Source organism: Hephaestia sp. MAHUQ-44 (assembly GCF_023806085.1).
Taxonomy (GTDB): domain Bacteria; phylum Pseudomonadota; class Alphaproteobacteria; order Sphingomonadales; family Sphingomonadaceae; genus Sphingomonas.
In genome coordinates, this window is record NZ_JAMSLX010000005.1 from 110,057 (window position 1) to 127,134 (window position 17,078).

General features: G+C 68.4%; 18 protein-coding genes and 1 tRNA gene. 12 read left to right on the forward strand and 7 right to left on the reverse strand.

The features are described 5' to 3' along the window. The first annotated feature begins 134 nt into the window (after positions 1 to 134). From NFE57_RS07195 to NFE57_RS07210, 4 genes are all read left to right on the forward strand, one after another. Positions 135 to 413, forward strand: a complete 279-nt coding sequence (locus NFE57_RS07195) for an integration host factor subunit beta (RefSeq protein WP_252134900.1) — start codon at positions 135 to 137, stop codon at positions 411 to 413. 84 nt (positions 414 to 497) lie between these two features. Next, positions 498 to 584, forward strand: a tRNA-Leu gene (locus tag NFE57_RS07200). A gap of 93 nt (positions 585 to 677) precedes the next feature. Next, on the forward strand, positions 678 to 2,168 hold the full coding sequence (locus tag NFE57_RS07205; RefSeq protein WP_252134901.1) for an ABC transporter substrate-binding protein: 1,491 nt from the start codon (positions 678 to 680) through the stop codon (positions 2,166 to 2,168). 39 nt (positions 2,169 to 2,207) lie between these two features. Beyond that, on the forward strand, positions 2,208 to 2,609 hold the full coding sequence (locus NFE57_RS07210; protein ID WP_252135060.1) for a DUF4112 domain-containing protein: 402 nt from the start codon (positions 2,208 to 2,210) through the stop codon (positions 2,607 to 2,609). 134 nt (positions 2,610 to 2,743) lie between these two features. On the opposite strand, the gene NFE57_RS07215 is transcribed toward NFE57_RS07210, so the two are convergent. From NFE57_RS07215 to NFE57_RS07230, 4 genes are all read right to left on the reverse strand, one after another. Beyond that, complete coding sequence (locus tag NFE57_RS07215) at positions 2,744 to 3,457, reverse strand: ribonuclease T2 family protein (protein ID WP_252134902.1); 714 nt, start codon at positions 3,455 to 3,457, stop codon at positions 2,744 to 2,746. 31 nt (positions 3,458 to 3,488) lie between these two features. Further along, complete coding sequence (gene nadC / locus NFE57_RS07220) at positions 3,489 to 4,334, reverse strand: carboxylating nicotinate-nucleotide diphosphorylase (RefSeq protein WP_252134903.1); 846 nt, start codon at positions 4,332 to 4,334, stop codon at positions 3,489 to 3,491. A gap of 146 nt (positions 4,335 to 4,480) precedes the next feature. Then, positions 4,481 to 4,783 (reverse strand): polyhydroxyalkanoic acid system family protein, encoded by a 303-nt coding sequence (locus NFE57_RS07225; RefSeq protein WP_252134904.1) that lies wholly within the window; start codon positions 4,781 to 4,783, stop codon positions 4,481 to 4,483. A gap of 7 nt (positions 4,784 to 4,790) precedes the next feature. Further along, on the reverse strand, positions 4,791 to 5,216 hold the full coding sequence (locus tag NFE57_RS07230) for a VOC family protein (protein WP_252134905.1): 426 nt from the start codon (positions 5,214 to 5,216) through the stop codon (positions 4,791 to 4,793). A gap of 116 nt (positions 5,217 to 5,332) precedes the next feature. Between NFE57_RS07230 and NFE57_RS07235 the strand changes: the two genes are divergently transcribed. From NFE57_RS07235 to NFE57_RS07265, 7 genes are all read left to right on the forward strand, one after another. After that, entirely contained in the window at positions 5,333 to 6,847 is a 1,515-nt protein-coding gene (locus tag NFE57_RS07235) for an ABC1 kinase family protein (protein WP_252134906.1), read from the forward strand. 42 nt (positions 6,848 to 6,889) lie between these two features. Beyond that, entirely contained in the window at positions 6,890 to 8,446 is a 1,557-nt protein-coding gene (lnt, locus tag NFE57_RS07240) for an apolipoprotein N-acyltransferase (RefSeq protein WP_252134907.1), read from the forward strand. 69 nt (positions 8,447 to 8,515) lie between these two features. After that, on the forward strand, positions 8,516 to 9,724 hold the full coding sequence (metK, locus tag NFE57_RS07245) for a methionine adenosyltransferase (RefSeq protein WP_252134908.1): 1,209 nt from the start codon (positions 8,516 to 8,518) through the stop codon (positions 9,722 to 9,724). 119 nt (positions 9,725 to 9,843) lie between these two features. Continuing rightward, the gene (locus tag NFE57_RS07250; RefSeq protein WP_252134909.1) at positions 9,844 to 10,317 is read left to right on the forward strand and encodes a hypothetical protein; all 474 of its coding nucleotides are present in this window, start codon (positions 9,844 to 9,846) and stop codon (positions 10,315 to 10,317) included. Between the two features lie 45 nt (positions 10,318 to 10,362). Continuing rightward, the gene (gene trmB / locus NFE57_RS07255) at positions 10,363 to 11,043 is read left to right on the forward strand and encodes a tRNA (guanine(46)-N(7))-methyltransferase TrmB (RefSeq protein ID WP_252134910.1); all 681 of its coding nucleotides are present in this window, start codon (positions 10,363 to 10,365) and stop codon (positions 11,041 to 11,043) included. Then, positions 11,040 to 12,224 (forward strand): BaiN/RdsA family NAD(P)/FAD-dependent oxidoreductase, encoded by a 1,185-nt coding sequence (locus NFE57_RS07260; protein ID WP_286207706.1) that lies wholly within the window; start codon positions 11,040 to 11,042, stop codon positions 12,222 to 12,224. The genes trmB and NFE57_RS07260 overlap by 4 nt, the downstream gene beginning before the upstream one ends. 94 nt (positions 12,225 to 12,318) lie before the next feature. Beyond that, the gene (locus NFE57_RS07265; protein ID WP_252134911.1) at positions 12,319 to 14,184 is read left to right on the forward strand and encodes an ABC-F family ATP-binding cassette domain-containing protein; all 1,866 of its coding nucleotides are present in this window, start codon (positions 12,319 to 12,321) and stop codon (positions 14,182 to 14,184) included. A gap of 170 nt (positions 14,185 to 14,354) precedes the next feature. Here NFE57_RS07265 and NFE57_RS07270 read toward each other — a convergent pair whose 3' ends face one another. From NFE57_RS07270 to NFE57_RS07280, 3 genes are read right to left on the reverse strand one after another with little or no spacing between them, the layout of a single operon-like run. Beyond that, positions 14,355 to 15,005 carry a 3-oxoacid CoA-transferase subunit B gene (locus tag NFE57_RS07270; protein ID WP_252134912.1) on the reverse strand — a complete coding sequence of 217 codons (651 nt, stop codon included), beginning with the start codon at positions 15,003 to 15,005 and terminating at the stop codon, positions 14,355 to 14,357. Continuing rightward, complete coding sequence (locus tag NFE57_RS07275) at positions 15,005 to 16,048, reverse strand: HAD family acid phosphatase (protein ID WP_252134913.1); 1,044 nt, start codon at positions 16,046 to 16,048, stop codon at positions 15,005 to 15,007. The genes NFE57_RS07270 and NFE57_RS07275 overlap by 1 nt, the downstream gene beginning before the upstream one ends. Beyond that, entirely contained in the window at positions 16,045 to 16,752 is a 708-nt protein-coding gene (locus NFE57_RS07280; RefSeq protein ID WP_252134914.1) for a CoA transferase subunit A, read from the reverse strand. The genes NFE57_RS07275 and NFE57_RS07280 overlap by 4 nt, the downstream gene beginning before the upstream one ends. 121 nt (positions 16,753 to 16,873) lie before the next feature. Here NFE57_RS07280 and NFE57_RS07285 point away from each other — a divergent pair, with 121 nt between their 5' ends. Beyond that, positions 16,874 to 17,077, forward strand: a complete 204-nt coding sequence (locus NFE57_RS07285; RefSeq protein ID WP_252134915.1) for a hypothetical protein — start codon at positions 16,874 to 16,876, stop codon at positions 17,075 to 17,077. Position 17,078: the final 1 nt, after the last annotated feature.

The following is a 17,078-nucleotide window of genomic DNA, read 5'->3' on the forward strand; positions in this document are numbered from 1 at the left end:
CCTATCCGTACGCGCGAATCGCGTGTACGGATTGGTCTGATCAAGATTGAGCGTTCCGGCACGGTGCCGGGACATTCGGAGCGCCCGCGTGTGCCAGACCGTAGCGCCCGACGCGATCACCTGGGAGAGCGTTGATGATTCGATCTGAACTCGTTCAGATGCTTGCGGATGAAAATCCCGATCTGGCACTGCGCGACGTGGAAGCGATCGTGTCGACCTTCTTCGACGAGATTACCGACCGGCTCGCGGAAAACGGCCGCGTCGAATTGCGCGGTTTCGGGGCGTTTTCAACCCGCGCGCGCGATGCCCGCACCGGGCGCAACCCGCGCACCGGCGAGACCGTGAAGGTCAACGCCAAGCGCGTCCCCTATTTCAAGCCCGGCAAGGAAATGCGCGCGCGCCTCAACGTCTGAGGCCGACGGCCATGCCGCCGCGCGCGCCGACATGGTTCGCTTTCACTTGACGACCCCACCACCGATGCGCTTGTCGTCGGGCGCGCGGACGTGGCGAAATCGGTAGACGCAGCGGACTTAAAATCCGCTTGCCTGAAGGCAGTGCGGGTTCGAGTCCCGCCGTCCGCACCACCGTATCATCATCACAATTAACCCCGCGTCTCGATGGCGCCGGGGCGGTTGAGGTGGCACAGTGGCGCCGCACGCGGCGAACGGAGGCAAGGATTGACGCGCACGACGCGCACGACAGGGGCGATCGCGCTGATGCTGGGGCTTGGCCTGCTCCCGCTCGGCCTGCTGGGCGGGTGCGACCGGCGCAGCGATGTCGGGCCGGTGGTGGCGAGCGTGATCGGCACCGCGCCGGTGGCCGCCGACCCCGCGCGCGGCGCCCTCGGCCGCCCGTCGCAGATGCTGATGGCAAGCATCGCGCAAGGGCTGGTGCGGCTCGACGCCAGCGGACAGGTCGAGCCCGGCATTGCCGAGCGCTGGATCGTGATCGACGACGGCATGAGCACTATCTTCCGGATCGGCGACGTGACCTGGCCCGACGGCCGCGCGGTGACCGCGCGCGACGTGGTGCAGCGCCTGCGCCGCGAACTCGCGGCCGATTCGCGCAACCCGCTGCGCCCCTATCTGTCCGCGATCGACGAAGTGGTCGAGATGACACCCGAGGTGATCGAGGTGCGGATGAAAACGCCGCGACCCGACCTGCTGCGGCTGCTCGCGCGGCCCGAACTCGCGATCTTCCGGCTCGGTCCGCCGCGCGGCACCGGCCCGATGCGGCTGAGCGCGCAGCGGGGCGGGCCGGGCGTGCTGCTCGAACCCGTCCCCGGCCCCGCCATCGACGACGACACCCCGCCCCCGCCGCGGCCCGAACAGACGGTGCGGCTGATCGGCGAGCGCGCGGCGAAGGCGATCATGCGGTTCAAGACGCTGCAATCCGATCTGGTCGATGGCGGCACCGTCGGCGACTGGCCGCTGGTCGCGGCGGCCGAGATCGCGCCGACCGCGATCCGGATCGACCCCGCACAAGGGCTGTTCGGGCTCGCTTTCGTCGAACGGACGGGATTTCTGGAAGAAGCCGATCACCGCGCGCTGGTGGCCGGCGCGCTCGACCGCGACGCCATCGTGGCGGGGGTGCGCACGGGCTGGACGACCACCGACCGTATCCTGCCCGATACGATCGATCTGGTGACGCCGCCCAACCTGCCCGGCTGGGCGATCGGGACGCTCGACGAGCGCCGCGCGCGGGGGCGCTCGGTGGTCGCACAGTGGGAACTGGCGCACGACAGCGCGCTGAGCCTGAAGATCGCGCTGCCCGACGGGCCGGGCGCGACATTGTTGTTCGGCGGGATCGCGCAATCGCTCGCCACGATCGGGATCGACGCGGTGCGCGTGGCGGAAAACGCCGACGCCGACCTGCGGCTGATCGACGCGATCGCGCCCGCGGACAATGCGCGCTGGTATCTCGCGCGCGCGTGCGCGCCGTGCGGCAAGCAGGCCGCGACGCTGATCGACGCGGCACGCACCGCGACGAGCACGGCGGCGCGCGGCGCGGCGATCGCCGAGGCCGACGCGGCGCTGGCGGCCGATGTCGCCTTCATTCCCTTGGGCGCTCCGCTGAGATGGTCGCTGGTCACCGCGCGGCTCGATCTATGGCAACCCAATGCGCGGGCGTGGCATCCGTTGAATCACCTGCGCACCGACACCAAATGAGCTGAGATGGCGAACCGCACCACCCGCATCGACCCCGCAATGATCGACCGGCTGGCCGACATGGCGCATCTCGAGCGCGATCCCGCCGCCGTGCGCAAGCGCGTCGAGGCGATGGAAAATCTGCTCGAACGGATGTTCACCGTGCCGGGGCTCAACCGCCCGATCGGGCTCGACGTGATCGTCGGGATGGTACCCGTCCTGGGCGATGTCGTGGCCGCATCGCTGGGAAGCTGGATGGTGTGGGAAGCGCGCAACCTTGGCATGTCCAAATTCCAGATGACGCGGATGATGGGCAATGTCGGGGTTGATTTCGTGCTCGGGCTGGTGCCGATCATCGGCGCGATCCCCGACTTCTTCTTCCGATCGAACACGCGCAACCTGCGGATCATCAGGAAGCATCTCGACAAGCATCACCCGTCGACCGTGGTGATCGAGGGATAGGTTGCCGGGCTAGGCGGGCGATAAGCGCGCCGTCATGCCGGACGGGGATCGGCCCTTTCACGAGCGGTAGCGCTTGAGGCGCGTTGGACCCCGGAACAAGTCCGGGGTGACGGGTGGGGTCTCGGTGTTTTCCCTTACTTCGTTCCGCGCCAGATCTTGAGCGGGGCGGTCGCCGCGAGGCCGCGCTGGAAGGCGGAGCAGCGGCGATAGCGGTAGGCCGTATCGAGGCAGACCCAGATTTCTTCGAGCCAGCCGCTGCGGTTGGCGGTGATACGCAGCATATCGGCTCCCAGCCCCGGATTGGCGCGCGCCATCGCCGCAGCGAAGCCGCCTGCGGTGAGCGGACGGCGCGAGAGCGCGTCCATGTCGGGATAATGCAGCCGGGCATAGAGGCGGCGCGCGCGCGCGAAATATTGCGCGGGCGTATCGCGCGTGCAGGTGCCGTGCTTGGCCCATTCATGCTGGATGAGCTGGAGATCGGGGGTGGTGCAGAGTTGCTGCGCGAGGATACGTTCGGGAAGCAGCCCGGTCGCGCGGCAATATTGCGGCCATTCCTTCGTCTTGCCATCGGGCCACAGGCCGTGGAGCGTGAAGCCGAAGCGGTTGCCGCGCGCGCACTGAAATTGCGCCGAGGTTTCCCCTGCGCGGTTGCGGCAGGCTTGCGGGCTCCAGCTGATCGCGAGCGTGTAGCCGCCGATCGCGCGCACGCGTTTGGGCTGGTCCTTATCGGGCAGATCGGGCCGGGGCTGCGGCAGGGTGCGGGGCAGCGCGCAGGAATAGGCCTGCGCGTTGGCGGCGACCGGAAGCGCGAGCGCGAGCGCGGCGGCCATCGTGACAAGCGCTTTCATCGGCCCTCCCCTTCCCTGTCGCTGTCGCCGGTTACACGCTGGCAAAATCGAGCCCGATGTCCGCCGCCGGCGCCGATTGGGTGAGGCGGCCGACGCTGACATAGGTGACCCCGGTGTCGGCGATCGCGCGGATCGTTTCCAGCGTGACGCCGCCCGACGCCTCGGTGGGAACACGCCCGCCGATGAGCGTGACCGCGCCGCGCAGCACCGGCGGCGGCATGTTATCGAGCAGCAGATGGGTGGCCCCGGCGGCGAGCGCGGGCTCGATCTGATCGACCGAATCGACCTCGACGATGATCCGGTCGATCCCCGCGGCGACCGCGCGGCGCACCGCCTCGCCGACCGAGCCGGCAACCGCGACGTGATTGTCCTTGATCATCGCGGCATCCCACAGCCCCATGCGGTGGTTGGTCGCGCCGCCCATCCGCGTCGCATATTTTTCGAGCGCGCGCAGGCCGGGGATGGTCTTGCGCGTATCGAGCAGGATCGCGCCGGTGCCGAGGATGCGATCGACATAACCCTGCGTCATCGTCGCGATGCCCGAGAGGTGCTGGACGGTATTGAGCGCCGAGCGCTCCGCGGTGAGCAGCGCGCGCGCGCGCCCTTCGAGTCGCATCAGATCGGTGCCGGGGGACACGCGATCGCCCTCCCCGACCAGCCGCTCGATCCTGACCTCGGGATCGAGCGCGCGGAAGAACGCCTCGGCGATCGGAAGCCCGGCGACGGTGATCGCGTCGCGGCTATCCATCACACCCGAGAAACGCGCGTCGGCCGGGATGACGGCGGCCGACGTGATGTCGCCGCCATCGCCCAGATCCTCGGCGAGCGTGGCCGCGACGAAGGCCTGAAGATCGAACCGATCGAGCGAAAAGGTCAAAATTGCGTGCTCCTGTCGTGACCGTTCGTGCTGAGCTTGTCGAAGCACCGCTTCGCTTCAGGTTGAAGCAGGAAATGCGGCCCTTCGACAAGCTCAGGGCGAACGGGGGTGTTCGCGGCCAGCCTTCCCCGGCGAACGGGAAGGCCCTATTCGAGCAGCTTGGGGCCTTCTTTCTGGAGGACGCCGCGAAGCTGGTTGCCGAACATGCCGAGGATGCCGGGCAGATCGAATTCGGCATGGACATTGGCATCCTGCACATCGAGGCGGCTGGCGATGCGCTGGCCCATCGCCTCGACGGTGAAGTGCATCACATCGCCTTCCCAACGATGGTCGGTGATCGCGCCGCCGGGGACGAACCTGGCGATCTTGCCCACACCGCGTTCGATCCGGCCGCGCGCGACGGCCTTGCCGAGCCGGTGGGGGAGATCGACGGCGACGGGTTCGGTCATGGCGTCCTCACGCTGCAAAGATCATGGCGTCATCGGCAAACGCTTTGAATTCGAGCGCGTTGCCCGCGGGATCGTGAAAGAACATCGTCGCCTGCTCGCCCACCTGCCCGGCAAAGCGCAGGTGCGGCTCGATGACGAACGCGGTGCCCGCGCGCCGCAACCGATCGGCGAGCGCCTGCCAATCGGCCATCGTCAGCACCACGCCGAAATGCGGCACGGGAACGTCGTGGCCGTCGACCGGATTGGCATGGCCGCGCGGACGCGGACGCGCATCGAGATGCGCGACGATCTGATGACCGTAGAGATCGAAATCGATCCATTCAGGCGCGCTGCGGCCCTCGCGGCAGCCAAGCACGCCGCCGTAAAAGGCGCGCGCGGCGGCGAGATCATCGACCGGAAAGGCAAGATGGAAAGGGCGGATCGCATCGGCCATCGCCCGCCAGCGCTATCGCATCCGCCGCCGCTTGGCGAGAGGAACGCGGAACCCGATCGCCGTGCGGGGCGTATCGCCGGGATGATGACGCATCCGAAACCATACCGGCGGCGGCGATGATCAAGACGCTGGCGGTCGCCGCGCGCGATCGCGCCCGGCTGGGCGAGATATTGGCGGTCGCCTCGCGCTTCGGGCTCGAGACGCTGCTGGCGCGGATCGGAATCGCGCGCGGCGGCGACGCGGGCGAGGAGTCGGCGAGCGACCTGCCGCACCGGACGCGGCTGGCGATCGAGGCGTTGGGGCCGACCTTCGTCAAACTGGGGCAGATTCTGGGCACGCGCGGCGATTTGCTGGCGCCCGAATGGATCGCCGAACTCGAAAAGCTGCACAGCCAGGCGCCCAAATTGCCCTTCGAAGCATTGCGCCCGGCGGTGGAGGAGGCGCTGGGCCAGCCGCCCGAACAGGCATTCGCGCGGTTCGACCCCGCACCGCTTGCCGCCGCGTCGATGGCACAGGTCCACCGCGCCTGGCTGGACGACGGACGGGCGGTGGTGCTCAAGATCCGCCGCCCCGGCGTGCGGCCGCTGATCGAGGCCGACCTCAGGATCGTCGCGCACCTTGCCGCGCTGGCCGAGCACGCCAGCGCCGAGGCGCGCCGCTTTTCGCCGCGCGCGCTGGCGCGGCAACTCGCCGAGTCGCTGCGCGACGAACTCGATTTCACGATCGAGGGGCGCAACGCCGATCGGCTGCGCGCGGATTTTGCGGGCGACGGCCGTGTGCTGGTGCCCGAGATCCACTGGGCATGGTCGTCCGAGACCTTGCTGGTGATGGATTTCATCGAGGGGCTGCCGCCGGTGGGCGGCGCGACGCTGCGCGCGCACGGCATCGACTCCGCGCAAATCGCGGCGACCGGCGCCGACATGGTGCTCGACATGGTGCTGGTGAACGGGCGTTTCCACGCCGATCCGCACCCCGGCAATCTGCTGTGCCTGCCCGGCAACCGGATCGCGCTGCTCGATCTGGGGTCGATCGGCCATGTCTCGCCCAAGCGGCGCGAGGAGTTTCTGAGCTTCGTCACCGCGCTGCAATCGGGCGATCCGGGCGGGCTCGCCGACACGCTCGCCTTGTGGTCCGACGGCCATGACGTGCCGCGCGAGAATGTGGTGCGCGCGGCCGAGCGGCTGGTGGCGCGCCACGGCGGCGGGCGGATCGTGCTGAGCGCGCTGATCGGCGATTTTCTGCCGATCCTGCGCGACGAGCGGCTGATCCTGCCGCCCGATCTGCTGCTGATCTTTCGCGCGCTGCTGACGATCGACGGCGTGCTTACCGGCATCGAGCCCGATTTCGACCTGTCGGGGCCGATGGCGCGCGCGGGGCTGCGCGTGGCGCGCGCGCGGCTGGCGCCCGAACGCTGGCAGGCGACCGCGCAGGCGCTGGTGTGGGAACTGTTGCGGCTGGGCGACGATGCCCCGCGGCTGATCCGCGCGGCGGTGCGGCGGCTCGAGGCGCCGCCGGTGGCAGAGGCCGCGACCAGTGATGCGGCGATCCGGGCGGCGGGACGGTGGATCGCGGGGGCGCTACTGGCCGGGTTCATGCTCGTCGCGGGGGCGATCCTGCTTGGCCACGGGTGAAGCGCGGTTGCCCGCCCGCCCGTTTCACGCGATAGCAACTCGATGAGCCGGTTCGCTTCCCTTGTTGCGCTGCTGCTCGGTGCGGCGGCGGCGACCGGTTTCGCGCCGCTCGACTGGTGGCCGGTGACGCTGATCGCGGTCGCGGCGTGGCTGTGGCTGGTCCACGACGCGACGTGCCTCAAACAGGCGCTGTGGCGCGGCTGGGTGTTCGGGGTCGGGCATTTCAGCATCAACAACAACTGGATCCAGCACGCCTTCACCTATCAGGACAAGATGCCGCACTGGCTGGGCTATGCGGCGCCGATCGCGCTGGCGCTCTATCTGGCGGTGTACCCGGCGATCGCGGCGGGGCTGGCGTGGAAATTCGCGAGCGCGCGCGGCGTCGGCAATCCGACCGCGCGGCCCGATGCGCGCTTTGCGCTGGTCGCGGGCGCGGCATGGATCGCGACCGAATATCTGCGCAGCACCATGTTCACCGGTTATGCCTGGGACTCGCTCGGCGTGATCTGGGTGGCGGTGCCGCCGATCGCGCACGCCGCGACCTGGGTGGGCACCTATGCGCTGTCGGGGCTGACGATCGTACTCGCGGGCGCGCTGATGCTGCTGGCGGCGCGGCGCTGGGCGATGCCCGCGGTCGTGGCGGGCGCGACCGCGATCGTCGCCGGGCTGGGGCTGGTCGCGCCGGCCCCCCCTGCCCCCGCCGCCGACGCGCCACGGGTGCGCGTGGTGCAGCCCAATCTGGGGCTCGAGGCGCGCGAGGGCAGCGATTACGACGAATCGAGCTTCCGCACGCTGCTCGGGCTGAGCGGCACGCCGGGCGCGGTGCCGCGGCTGGTGCTGTGGCCCGAAGGCGCGCTGCGCTACCTGCTCGAGGACGGCTATCCGGCGCAATATTATTGGGGCAGCACCGCCGCCTTCGCGCGGATGCGGATCGCGGCGCGGCTGGGCCCCGACGACGTGCTGCTGACCGGCGGCGACGGGCTGATCTTCGATCCCGCCGGGCAATTGACGATGGCGACCAATTCGATCTTCGCGGTCGATGGCGACGGGCGGCTGCGCGGGCGCTACGACAAGGCGCATCTGGTGCCGTACGGCGAATATCTGCCGCTGCGATCGATCCTGGGGCCGCTGGGGCTGGCGCGGCTGGTGCCGGGCGATGTCGATTTCCGCCCCGGCCCCGGCCCCCGCAACCTGACACTGCCGGGCTTCGGCGCGATCGGCGGGCAGGTGTGTTACGAGATCGTGTTTTCGGGGCAGGTGGTCAATCGCCAGCAGCGCCCCGCGATTCTGTTCAACCCCTCGAACGACGCCTGGTTCGGATCGTGGGGGCCGCCGCAGCATCTGGCGCAGGCGCGGATGCGCGCGATCGAGGAAGGGCTGCCGATCCTGCGCTCGACCCCGACCGGAATCTCAGCGGTGATCGGCGCCGACGGGCGGCTGATCGGCACGCTGCCGCCGCATCAGGCGGGCGCGATCGAGGTTGCGATGCCGCAGCCGCTGCCGCCGACATTGTTCGCGCGGGCAGGCAATTGGATGGCCGGCCTGATCGCGGGGCTGCTCGTCGCGTTGGCCGTTGCCATCGCCCGGCGCAGCCATTAGATGCGCATATAACGAAAGCTTTATATGCGGCTTCGGCCGCCAATTTCCCCGCAAAAATCCGAGGGTTTCATGCGCGCATCGTACATCTTTACGTCCGAATCAGTTTCCGAGGGCCATCCCGACAAGGTTGCCGACCAGATTTCCGACGCGGTGGTCGACCTGCTGCTGACCACCGATCCCGAAGCGCGCGTCGCCTGCGAGACGATGGTGACGACGCAGAAGATCATCCTGTCGGGCGAAATCCGGTCGTCGGATCGGTCGCTGATCGACGAGCACGGCGTGCTGACGCCGCTCGGCCGCGACAAGATCGAGCAGGTCGCGCGTGAGACGGTGAAGCGAATCGGCTATGAGCAGACCGGATTCCACTGGAAAACCGCCGAATTCCAGAACAATCTGCACGCGCAATCGGCGCATATCGCGCAGGGCGTCGACGAGAGCGGCAACAAGGACGAAGGCGCGGGCGACCAGGGCATCATGTTCGGCTATGCCTCGGACGAGACCCCCGATCTGCTGCCCGCGACGCTCTATTATTCGCACCGCATCCTCGAGCGGATGGCCGCCGACCGCCATTCGGGCAAGGCGCCGTTCCTCGAGCCCGACGCCAAGAGCCAGGTGACGCTCGAATATGCCCATGAGAAGCCGGTCCGCGCGACCGCGCTGGTCGTCTCGACCCAGCACAGCGCGAGCCTGAGCAACGACGAGGGCCAGAAGAAGCTGCGTGAATACGTCAAGGGCGTGTTCGCCGACGTGCTGCCCGACGGCTGGCTGCCCGAGGACAAGGCGATCTACGTCAACCCGACCGGGCTGTTCGAGATCGGCGGCCCCGATGGCGACGCGGGCGTGACCGGGCGCAAGATCATCGTCGACACGTACGGCGGGGCGGCCCCGCACGGCGGCGGCGCGTTTTCGGGCAAGGACCCGACCAAGGTCGATCGCTCGGCCGCCTATGTCGCGCGCTATCTGGCGAAGAACGTGGTGGCCGCCGGGCTTGCGCGGCGCTGCACGATCCAGCTTTCCTACGCGATCGGCATCGCCGAGCCGCTGTCGGTCTATGTCGACACGCACGGTACCGGCACGGTTGCCGAAGCGAAGCTTGAGGAAGTACTGCCGACGCTGGTGCGGCTGACCCCCAAGGGCATCCGCCAGCACCTTGGCCTCAACAAGCCGATTTATACCGAAACCGCCGCTTACGGCCATTTCGGCCGCACCCCCGATGGCGACCTGTTCACCTGGGAGCGCACCGATCTGGTCGACAGACTGAAGGCTGCCGTCGCCTGAACCGGCGTGGCGCATTGAGCTGATTTCTGCTATATCCCCCGGCGTGGAAAGCGCGCTGGGGGACATTTTATGTTCCGATCACTCTGTGTCGCATCGTTGATGGCCTCGTCCGGCGCCGCATGGGCGCAGACCGCGGCTGCCCCCCTTATCCCAACGACGGCTGGACGCTGCCGATGGCGTTCGCCGACATCCCCGCCGGCACGCGCGACGCGCTGTTGCGGCAGGCGGGCTTTCACGGTGCGGGCACGGCATGGAAAGGCTGTGACGGCATGTCCGATGTGTCGTTTGCCGACAGCATGGTACAGGATCTGAACGGCGACGGTCGCGCCGAGGTGATCGTGATCGATCAGGGCACCGGCTGTTACGGCATGACCGGCACGGGCTTCAGGATTTTCGCCGCCACGCCGGGCGGCTGGACGCTGATGGACGAGAATAGCGGCATTCCCACCTTCCTGCCCGGCAAGGGCGCCGGAAATTTCCCCGACATCGAGGTGGGCGGCCCCGGATTCTGCTTCCCGGTCGAACGGTGGAACGGCACGCACTACGCGATCGTCGGCTATGCCTATGACGGCAAAGCCTGCACCCCGCCCTGAATCATCTTTGCACCCGCGCGCGCCTGCTGCCATAGGGCGCGCGCAATGAACGATCCCACCACCATCCGCCGCCTCTACGGCCGCCGCTCGGGCCATGCGCTGCGCGCAGGGCAGGCGGCGCTGGTCGAGGAATTGTTGCCGCAGGTTGCCGTGCCCGAGACCGGGGCGCTCGATGCGGCCCTGCTGTTCGGCGACGCGCGGCCGCTGGAGTTCGAGATCGGGTTCGGATCGGGCGAGCATCTGGCCGGGCAAGCCGCGATGCGGCCGGGGAGCGGGTTTATCGGGTGCGAACCGTTCCTCAACGGCGTGGTCGGCGCGCTGGGGCATATCCGCGACGGCGGGCTGGACAATGTCCGGCTGCATATGGGCGATGCGCTGACCGTGCTCGACCGGCTGCCCGATGGCTCGCTCGACCGGCTGTATCTGCTCCACCCCGATCCCTGGCCCAAGGCGCGCCACGCCAAGCGGCGGATGGTCAACGACGGCCCGCTCGACATGATCGCAGCCAAGCTCAAGCCCGGCGCCGAATTCCGGCTCGGCACCGACGACCCGACCTATTGCCGCTGGTCGATGATGGTGATGAACCGCCGTCGCGATTTCGACTGGCTGGCGACGGAGCCCCAAGACTTCCTGACCCGCCCCGACGACTGGCCCGAGACGCGCTACGAGCGCAAGGCCCGGCGCAAGGGGCATGAGGTCTGGTATTTCCGATACCGGCGGCTTTGACCCAGACCGACGATGTCGACGCGATCGTGCTCGGCGCGGGCGCGGCGGGGTTGATGTGCGCGGCCGTGGCCGGGCAGCGCGGCAAGCGCGTGCTGCTGATCGACCATGCCGACCAGCCGGGCAAGAAGATCCTGATTTCGGGCGGCGGGCGCTGCAACTTCACCAACATCGGCGCGGGCCCTGAGCATTTCCTGTCCGCCAACCCGCATTTCGCGCGCTCGGCGCTGGCGCGGTATCGGCCGGCGGACTTTCTGGAGCTGATCGCGCGCCACGGGATCGCGTGGCACGAAAAGACGCTGGGGCAATTGTTCTGCGACGGATCGGCGCGGCAGATCGTCGCGATGCTGCTCGACGAATGCGCGCGCGGGCAGGTCGAGATCGCGCTGGGCCAGCCGATCGCCGCGGTCGACCATGCCGATGCGCGCTTCCGGGTAAGCTGGGGCGGCCGGACCGCACAGGCCCGCGCGCTGATCGTGGCGACGGGGGGGCCCTCGATTCCCAAGATGGGCGCCACCGGGTTCGCTTATGAACTGGCGCGCCGCTTTCGCCTGAAGGTCGTCGAGCCGCGCCCGGCGCTGGTGCCGCTGACGCTGGGGCAGGACGACCTGTTGTTCCGCACGCTGTCGGGCGTGGCGACGCCGGTGATCGCGCGCGCGGGCAAAGGCGTGTTTCGCGAAGCGGCGCTGATCACGCATCGCGGGCTTTCGGGCCCGGCGATCCTCCAGGTGTCGTCTTACTGGCGCCACGGTGAGTCGGTGACTCTCGACTTTCTGCCCGACCGCGCGGCGGGATGGCTGCGCGAGACCAAGCGCACGCAGCCGCGCACGACGCTCACCAAAAGCCTGGCCGGCGCGCTCCCCGAGCGGCTGGCGGTGGTGCTCGCCGAGCGGATCGGCCTTGCCGGCGAGCTGGCCAACCTGCCCGATGCCAAGCTGGCCGCGGCCGAACAGGCGCTTGCCGCGTGGCGCTTCATGCCCAACGGCACCGAAGGGTTCGCCAAGGCTGAGGTGACCGCGGGCGGTGTGAGCACCGCCGATCTCTCGTCGCAATCGCTGGCCGCGCGAGGCGTGCCGGGGCTTCATGTTATCGGCGAGGCGGTCGACGTGACGGGCTGGCTGGGCGGTTACAACTTCCAATGGGCGTGGGCGAGCGCACAGGCCGCGGGACAGGCGCTCGACTAAAGATTGATCCACTGACGTGGAATCCGGCTCTAACGCAGCGTTCGGACACGCCCGCGCTTGACGACCGATGCGTTCGACGCCAGCGGGTGAGGCAATGCTCACTATCAATTCCATCACCGTCCGGCTGGGCGGGCGCACCATTCTCGACAAGGCCAGCGCGGCGCTGCCGCCGGGGAGCCGTGTCGGGCTGATCGGGCGCAACGGCGCGGGCAAATCGACGCTGGTGCGCGTGATCGCGGGGCTGCTCGAGCCCGATGACGGCGCGACCGAGATGCCGCGCGACACGCGGCTGGGCTATATCGCGCAGGAGGCCCCCGCGGGCAGCGCGACGCCGTTCGACACCGTGCTCGCCGCCGATACCGAGCGCGCGCGGCTGATGATCGAGAGCGAGACCTGCCACGACGACCACCACCGGCTCGCCGAGGTCCACGAGCGCTTGCTCGCGATCGACGCTTATGCCGCCCCCGCCCGCGCGGCGCGGATTCTGGTCGGGCTCGGCTTCGACGAGGCGATGCAGCAGCAACCGCTCGACAGTTTTTCGGGTGGCTGGCGGATGCGCGTCGCGCTGGCGGCGCTGCTGTTCTCGCAGCCCGATGTGCTGCTGCTCGACGAGCCATCGAACCATCTCGATCTCGAAGCGGTGATGTGGCTGGAGGATTTCCTCAAAAGCTATCGCGCGACGATCCTGGTCGTCAGCCACGAGCGCGATTTCCTGAACCATGTCGTCGATCACATCCTGCATCTGCAGGGCGGCAAGCTGACGCTCTATCCCGGCGGGTACGATTCGTTCGAGCGCCAGCGCGCCGAGCGGATGGCGCAACTGGCGGCGGCGAAGGCCAATCAGGAGGTCCAGCGCGCCAAATTGCAGGATTATATCGCGCGCAATTCGGCGCGTGCCTCGACCGCCAAGCAGGCGCAATCGCGCGCCAAGGCGCTTGCCAAGCTCCAGCCGATCGCCGAACTGGCCGACGATCCCTCGCTGTCGTTCGGCTTCCCCAGCCCGAGCGAGCTGCGCCCGCCGCTGATCACGCTCGACATGGCGAGCGTGGGCTATGGCGACACGCCGATCCTCAAGCGGCTCAATCTGCGGCTCGACCCCGACGACCGGATCGCGCTCTTGGGCCGCAACGGCAACGGCAAGACCACGCTCGCGCGGCTGCTGGCGGCGCAACTGGCGCCGATGGACGGCGGGATGACCGCATCGGCCAAGATGAAGGTCGGCTATTTCACCCAATATCAGGTCGAGGAACTCGATACCGGCGATACCCCGCTCGAACATATGACGCGGGTGATGAAGGGCGCGAGCCCGGCGGCGGTGCGCGCGCAACTCGGCCGGTTCGGCTTTTCGGGCGACAAGGCGACCACCAGGGTCGGCAAATTATCGGGCGGCGAACGCGCGCGGCTGGCGCTGGCGCTGATCACGCGCGACGCGCCGCACCTCCTCATCCTCGACGAACCGACCAACCATCTCGACGTCGATGCGCGCGAGGCGCTGGTGCAGGCGCTCAACGATTATGCCGGCGCGGTGCTGATCGTCAGCCACGATCGCCACATGCTCGAGATGACCGCCGACCGGCTGGTGCTGGTCGATCACGGCACCGCGCGCGAATTCGACGGCAGCCTCGACGATTATATCGCGATGATCCTCGCCGGCGACGGCGCCAAGGGCGAGGGCAAGAAAGCCAACGGCAAGGAAAGCCGCCGTGCCGCCGCCGAAGCGCGCGAGGCCGCCAAGGCGCTGCGCAAGCGGCTGCACGCGCTGGAGACCGAGGCCGCGCGGCTGACCGGCGAGCGCGATACGATCGATCAGGCGATGACCGACCCCGCGCGCGCACCCGCGCATCTTGCGGCCCGATCGATGGGCGAATTGATGAAGCGGCGCGCGACGATCCAGGACCGGATCGACGCCGCCGAGGCCGATTGGCTGGAGGTGAGCGGCGCGCTGGAGGCGGTGGCGTAGGGCCGATCTTATAGACCGTCATGCCGGACATGTTCCGGCATCCATCGTGCAACAAGCGACGGCGGTGCAGGTGGAGGGTTGGACCCCGGAACACGTCCGGGGTGACGGAGGATCAGCAAGCAGGCGAGGAAGATGGGTCCCCGCTCTCGCGGGAATGACGGGTGTAGGGTCTACGCCGGTTGCAGCGCGACCTCGTAGCTCGCCGTGGTCTTGGCGGCGATCTCGTCGGTGGTCACGCCCGGCGCGAGCTCGATTAGGCGGAAGGGGCTGGCGTGATCGGGGCGCTGGAACACGCAGAGATCGGTGACGATCATGTCGACCACGTTCTTGCCGGTCAGCGGCAGCGTGCAGGCGGGGATGAACTTGGGATCGCCGTGCTTCGACGTGTGTTCCATCACGACGATGATCTTCTTGACCCCGGCGACCAGATCCATCGCGCCGCCCATGCCCTTGATCATCTTCCCCGGAATCATCCAATTGGCGATGTCGCCGTTTTCGGCAATCTCCATCGCGCCGAGCACCGCGAGATCAATATGCCCGCCGCGGATCATCGCGAAGCTCTGTTCCGAACCGAAATAGACCGTCCGGTCGAGTTCGCTAACGGTCTGCTTGCCGGCGTTGATCAGATCGGGATCGACCTCGTCGGCATAAGGGAACGGGCCGATCCCGAGCATCCCGTTTTCCGATTGCAGCGTGACATCGACGCCATCGGGGATGTGGTTGGCAACCAGCGTCGGGATGCCGATCCCGAGGTTGACGTAATATCCGTCGCGCAATTCCTTCGCGGCGCGCGCGGCCATCTCGTCGCGGGTCCAGGCCATCAGTGTACACTCCCGTTGGTGGTGGATGCCGGCGTGGGCACGGGCTTGGGCGCCGTATCGGCCGGGTCGGTCCATTGCTTGTGATTGGGAAAGACTTCGTTGAACGAGCCCTTCAAGGCGCTGCCGTAGACCGGGTTGGGCAGCAGGAACCAGCCCAGCCCCCACAGCCATTCGACATTCTTGGCCGATACCGAGGCGCGGCGATCGGCGACATCGGGCGTGGTCGCGTTGAACAGATCGGTGAAGTCGCCGAGCTGATCGCCGACCTGCGCGATCACGCAATATTGCTGCGAGATCGCCCAGCGGCGGCGATCCTTGCCGTGTTCGCCCGCGCTCGCGAGCCACAAGGTATCGCCATAAGCGACATCGCCGAACCCCGCCTGCTTGAGCATGGCGGCGGTGGCGGCGGCATTGTCGACCGAGCGGTTCGAGTTGAAGATCACCGTGACGCCCGCCTGCCGCGCGATCGCGACCGCATCGAGCACGCCGGGGACGGGGGCGACCTGCGCCTGCCCGGTCTGTTCCCAGCGCAGCCAGCGCTGCTGATCGTACTCGCCGCCGCGCTTCGCCTGATCGGCCTCGAAGCCGAGGTTGAGCACCGCGGTTTCGTCGACATCGAACACCACCGCGAGCGGTTTCTCACCGCAGTCGGCGAATTTGGGTTCCTCGAAGGTCGCGCCCGGCGCGAGCACCACCGATTTGACCTCATGCCCGATGCTGCGATCGGAGGCGCGCGCGATCATATAGGTATCGAGCGCGCGATAGGCTTGCAGGCTGGCGGCCGCGGCTTCGCCCGAACCGTAGAGATATTGCATCGCCGGCGGCACCGTGACCATCCGCGCGGCGGCGGTGCCATCGCCCGGGCCGAGATAGGTGAGCGTGCCCGGCGGCGGCTTGGGCAGCGGCGCATCGCCATCGTGATCGCCCTGCATGAAGCGCTGGCGCGCGATCGCCGCCCCCGCCGCGACCGGCAGCGCCGCGACGCAGCCTTCGATCAGCAGCGCCCCCGCCGCCAGCGCCAGCAAGGGCGCCGCGCGGTTCACGCCGTCGCCCGCTCGCGCGTCGTCATGAATTCGATGCGTTTGTCGTAGGGCGCGCCGAGGATCAGCCGGTTGACGTAGATGCCGGGGAGATGGATCTGATCGGGATCGAGGCTGCCCACGGGCACGATTTCCTCGACCTCGGCGATGCAGACCTTGCCCGCGGTCGCCATCGGCTGGTTGAAGTTGCGCGCGGTCTTGCGGAACAGGAGGTTGCCCGCCTCGTCGGCCTTCCAGCCCTTGATGATCGCGAGGTCCGCGCGGATGCCGCGTTCGAGGACATATTCCTGGCCGTCGAACACCTTGGTCTCCTTGCCCTCGGCCACCTGCGTGCCGACGCCGGTCCTGGTATAGAAGCCGGGAATGCCCGCCCCGCCGGCGCGGCAGCGCTCGGCCAGCGTGCCCTGGGGGCAGAATTCGACTTCCAGCTCGCCAGCGAGATACTGGCGCTCGAACTCCTTGTTCTCGCCGACATAGGACGAGATCATCTTCTTGACCTGGCGGCTGCGCAGCAGCTTGCCGAGGCCTTCGTTGTCGATCCCGGCATTGTTCGAGGCGATCGTCAGATTCTTGACTCCCGAGGCCTGGATCGCGTCGATCAGCCGTTCGGGAATGCCGCACAGCCCGAAGCCGCCGGCACACAGGGTCATCCCGTCGAACAGCACGCCATCGAGCGCGGCCTTGGCGTCGGGATAGAGCTTCTTCATCGCGAGTCCTCCGGGATTATCGGGCGGGGCATAAGCGGCACGACGGCGCGGGGTCAATGACGGCGCTGTTAACCGAATCACGAAATGTGCCCGCAAGATCGACTCGGCTACGACCAACACCATGTTTTCGGGACGGATCTTTCGAAGCCGCTGGGTCGCGCTGCTGTGGGCGGCGGGGATCGTCTGGACCGCGATCGATGTCGCCGGGGCAAACAAGGCGGCGCCGCCCGCGAGCAACGCAACCGCCGCTGCCGACGCGGCCGACGCGCTGGGGCAGCCGGTGCGCAATCAGGATCTGGCCATTCTCGCCAACGCGCTGAACTGAC

Excerpts from the sequence above, each read along its gene's own strand:
- NFE57_RS07285 (WP_252134915.1), top strand. The coding sequence starts at position 16,874 with ATGTTTTCGGGACGGATCTTTCGAAGCCGCTGGGTCGCGCTGCTGTGG.
- NFE57_RS07195 (WP_252134900.1), top strand. The coding sequence starts at position 135 with ATGATTCGATCTGAACTCGTTCAGATGCTTGCGGATGAAAATCCCGAT.
- NFE57_RS07235 (WP_252134906.1), top strand. The coding sequence starts at position 5,333 with ATGATCAAGACGCTGGCGGTCGCCGCGCGCGATCGCGCCCGGCTGGGC.
- NFE57_RS07280 (WP_252134914.1), bottom strand. The coding sequence starts at position 16,752 with ATGAAGAAGCTCTATCCCGACGCCAAGGCCGCGCTCGATGGCGTGCTG.
- NFE57_RS07270 (WP_252134912.1), bottom strand. The coding sequence starts at position 15,005 with ATGGCCTGGACCCGCGACGAGATGGCCGCGCGCGCCGCGAAGGAATTG.
- NFE57_RS07265 (WP_252134911.1), top strand. The coding sequence starts at position 12,319 with ATGCTCACTATCAATTCCATCACCGTCCGGCTGGGCGGGCGCACCATT.
- NFE57_RS07250 (WP_252134909.1), top strand. The coding sequence starts at position 9,844 with ATGGGCGCAGACCGCGGCTGCCCCCCTTATCCCAACGACGGCTGGACG.
- trmB (WP_252134910.1), top strand. The coding sequence starts at position 10,363 with ATGAACGATCCCACCACCATCCGCCGCCTCTACGGCCGCCGCTCGGGC.
- NFE57_RS07225 (WP_252134904.1), bottom strand. The coding sequence starts at position 4,783 with ATGACCGAACCCGTCGCCGTCGATCTCCCCCACCGGCTCGGCAAGGCC.
- metK (WP_252134908.1), top strand. The coding sequence starts at position 8,516 with ATGCGCGCATCGTACATCTTTACGTCCGAATCAGTTTCCGAGGGCCAT.
- NFE57_RS07210 (WP_252135060.1), top strand. The coding sequence starts at position 2,208 with ATGATCGACCGGCTGGCCGACATGGCGCATCTCGAGCGCGATCCCGCC.
- lnt (WP_252134907.1), top strand. The coding sequence starts at position 6,890 with ATGAGCCGGTTCGCTTCCCTTGTTGCGCTGCTGCTCGGTGCGGCGGCG.
- NFE57_RS07230 (WP_252134905.1), bottom strand. The coding sequence starts at position 5,216 with ATGGCCGATGCGATCCGCCCTTTCCATCTTGCCTTTCCGGTCGATGAT.
- NFE57_RS07215 (WP_252134902.1), bottom strand. The coding sequence starts at position 3,457 with ATGAAAGCGCTTGTCACGATGGCCGCCGCGCTCGCGCTCGCGCTTCCG.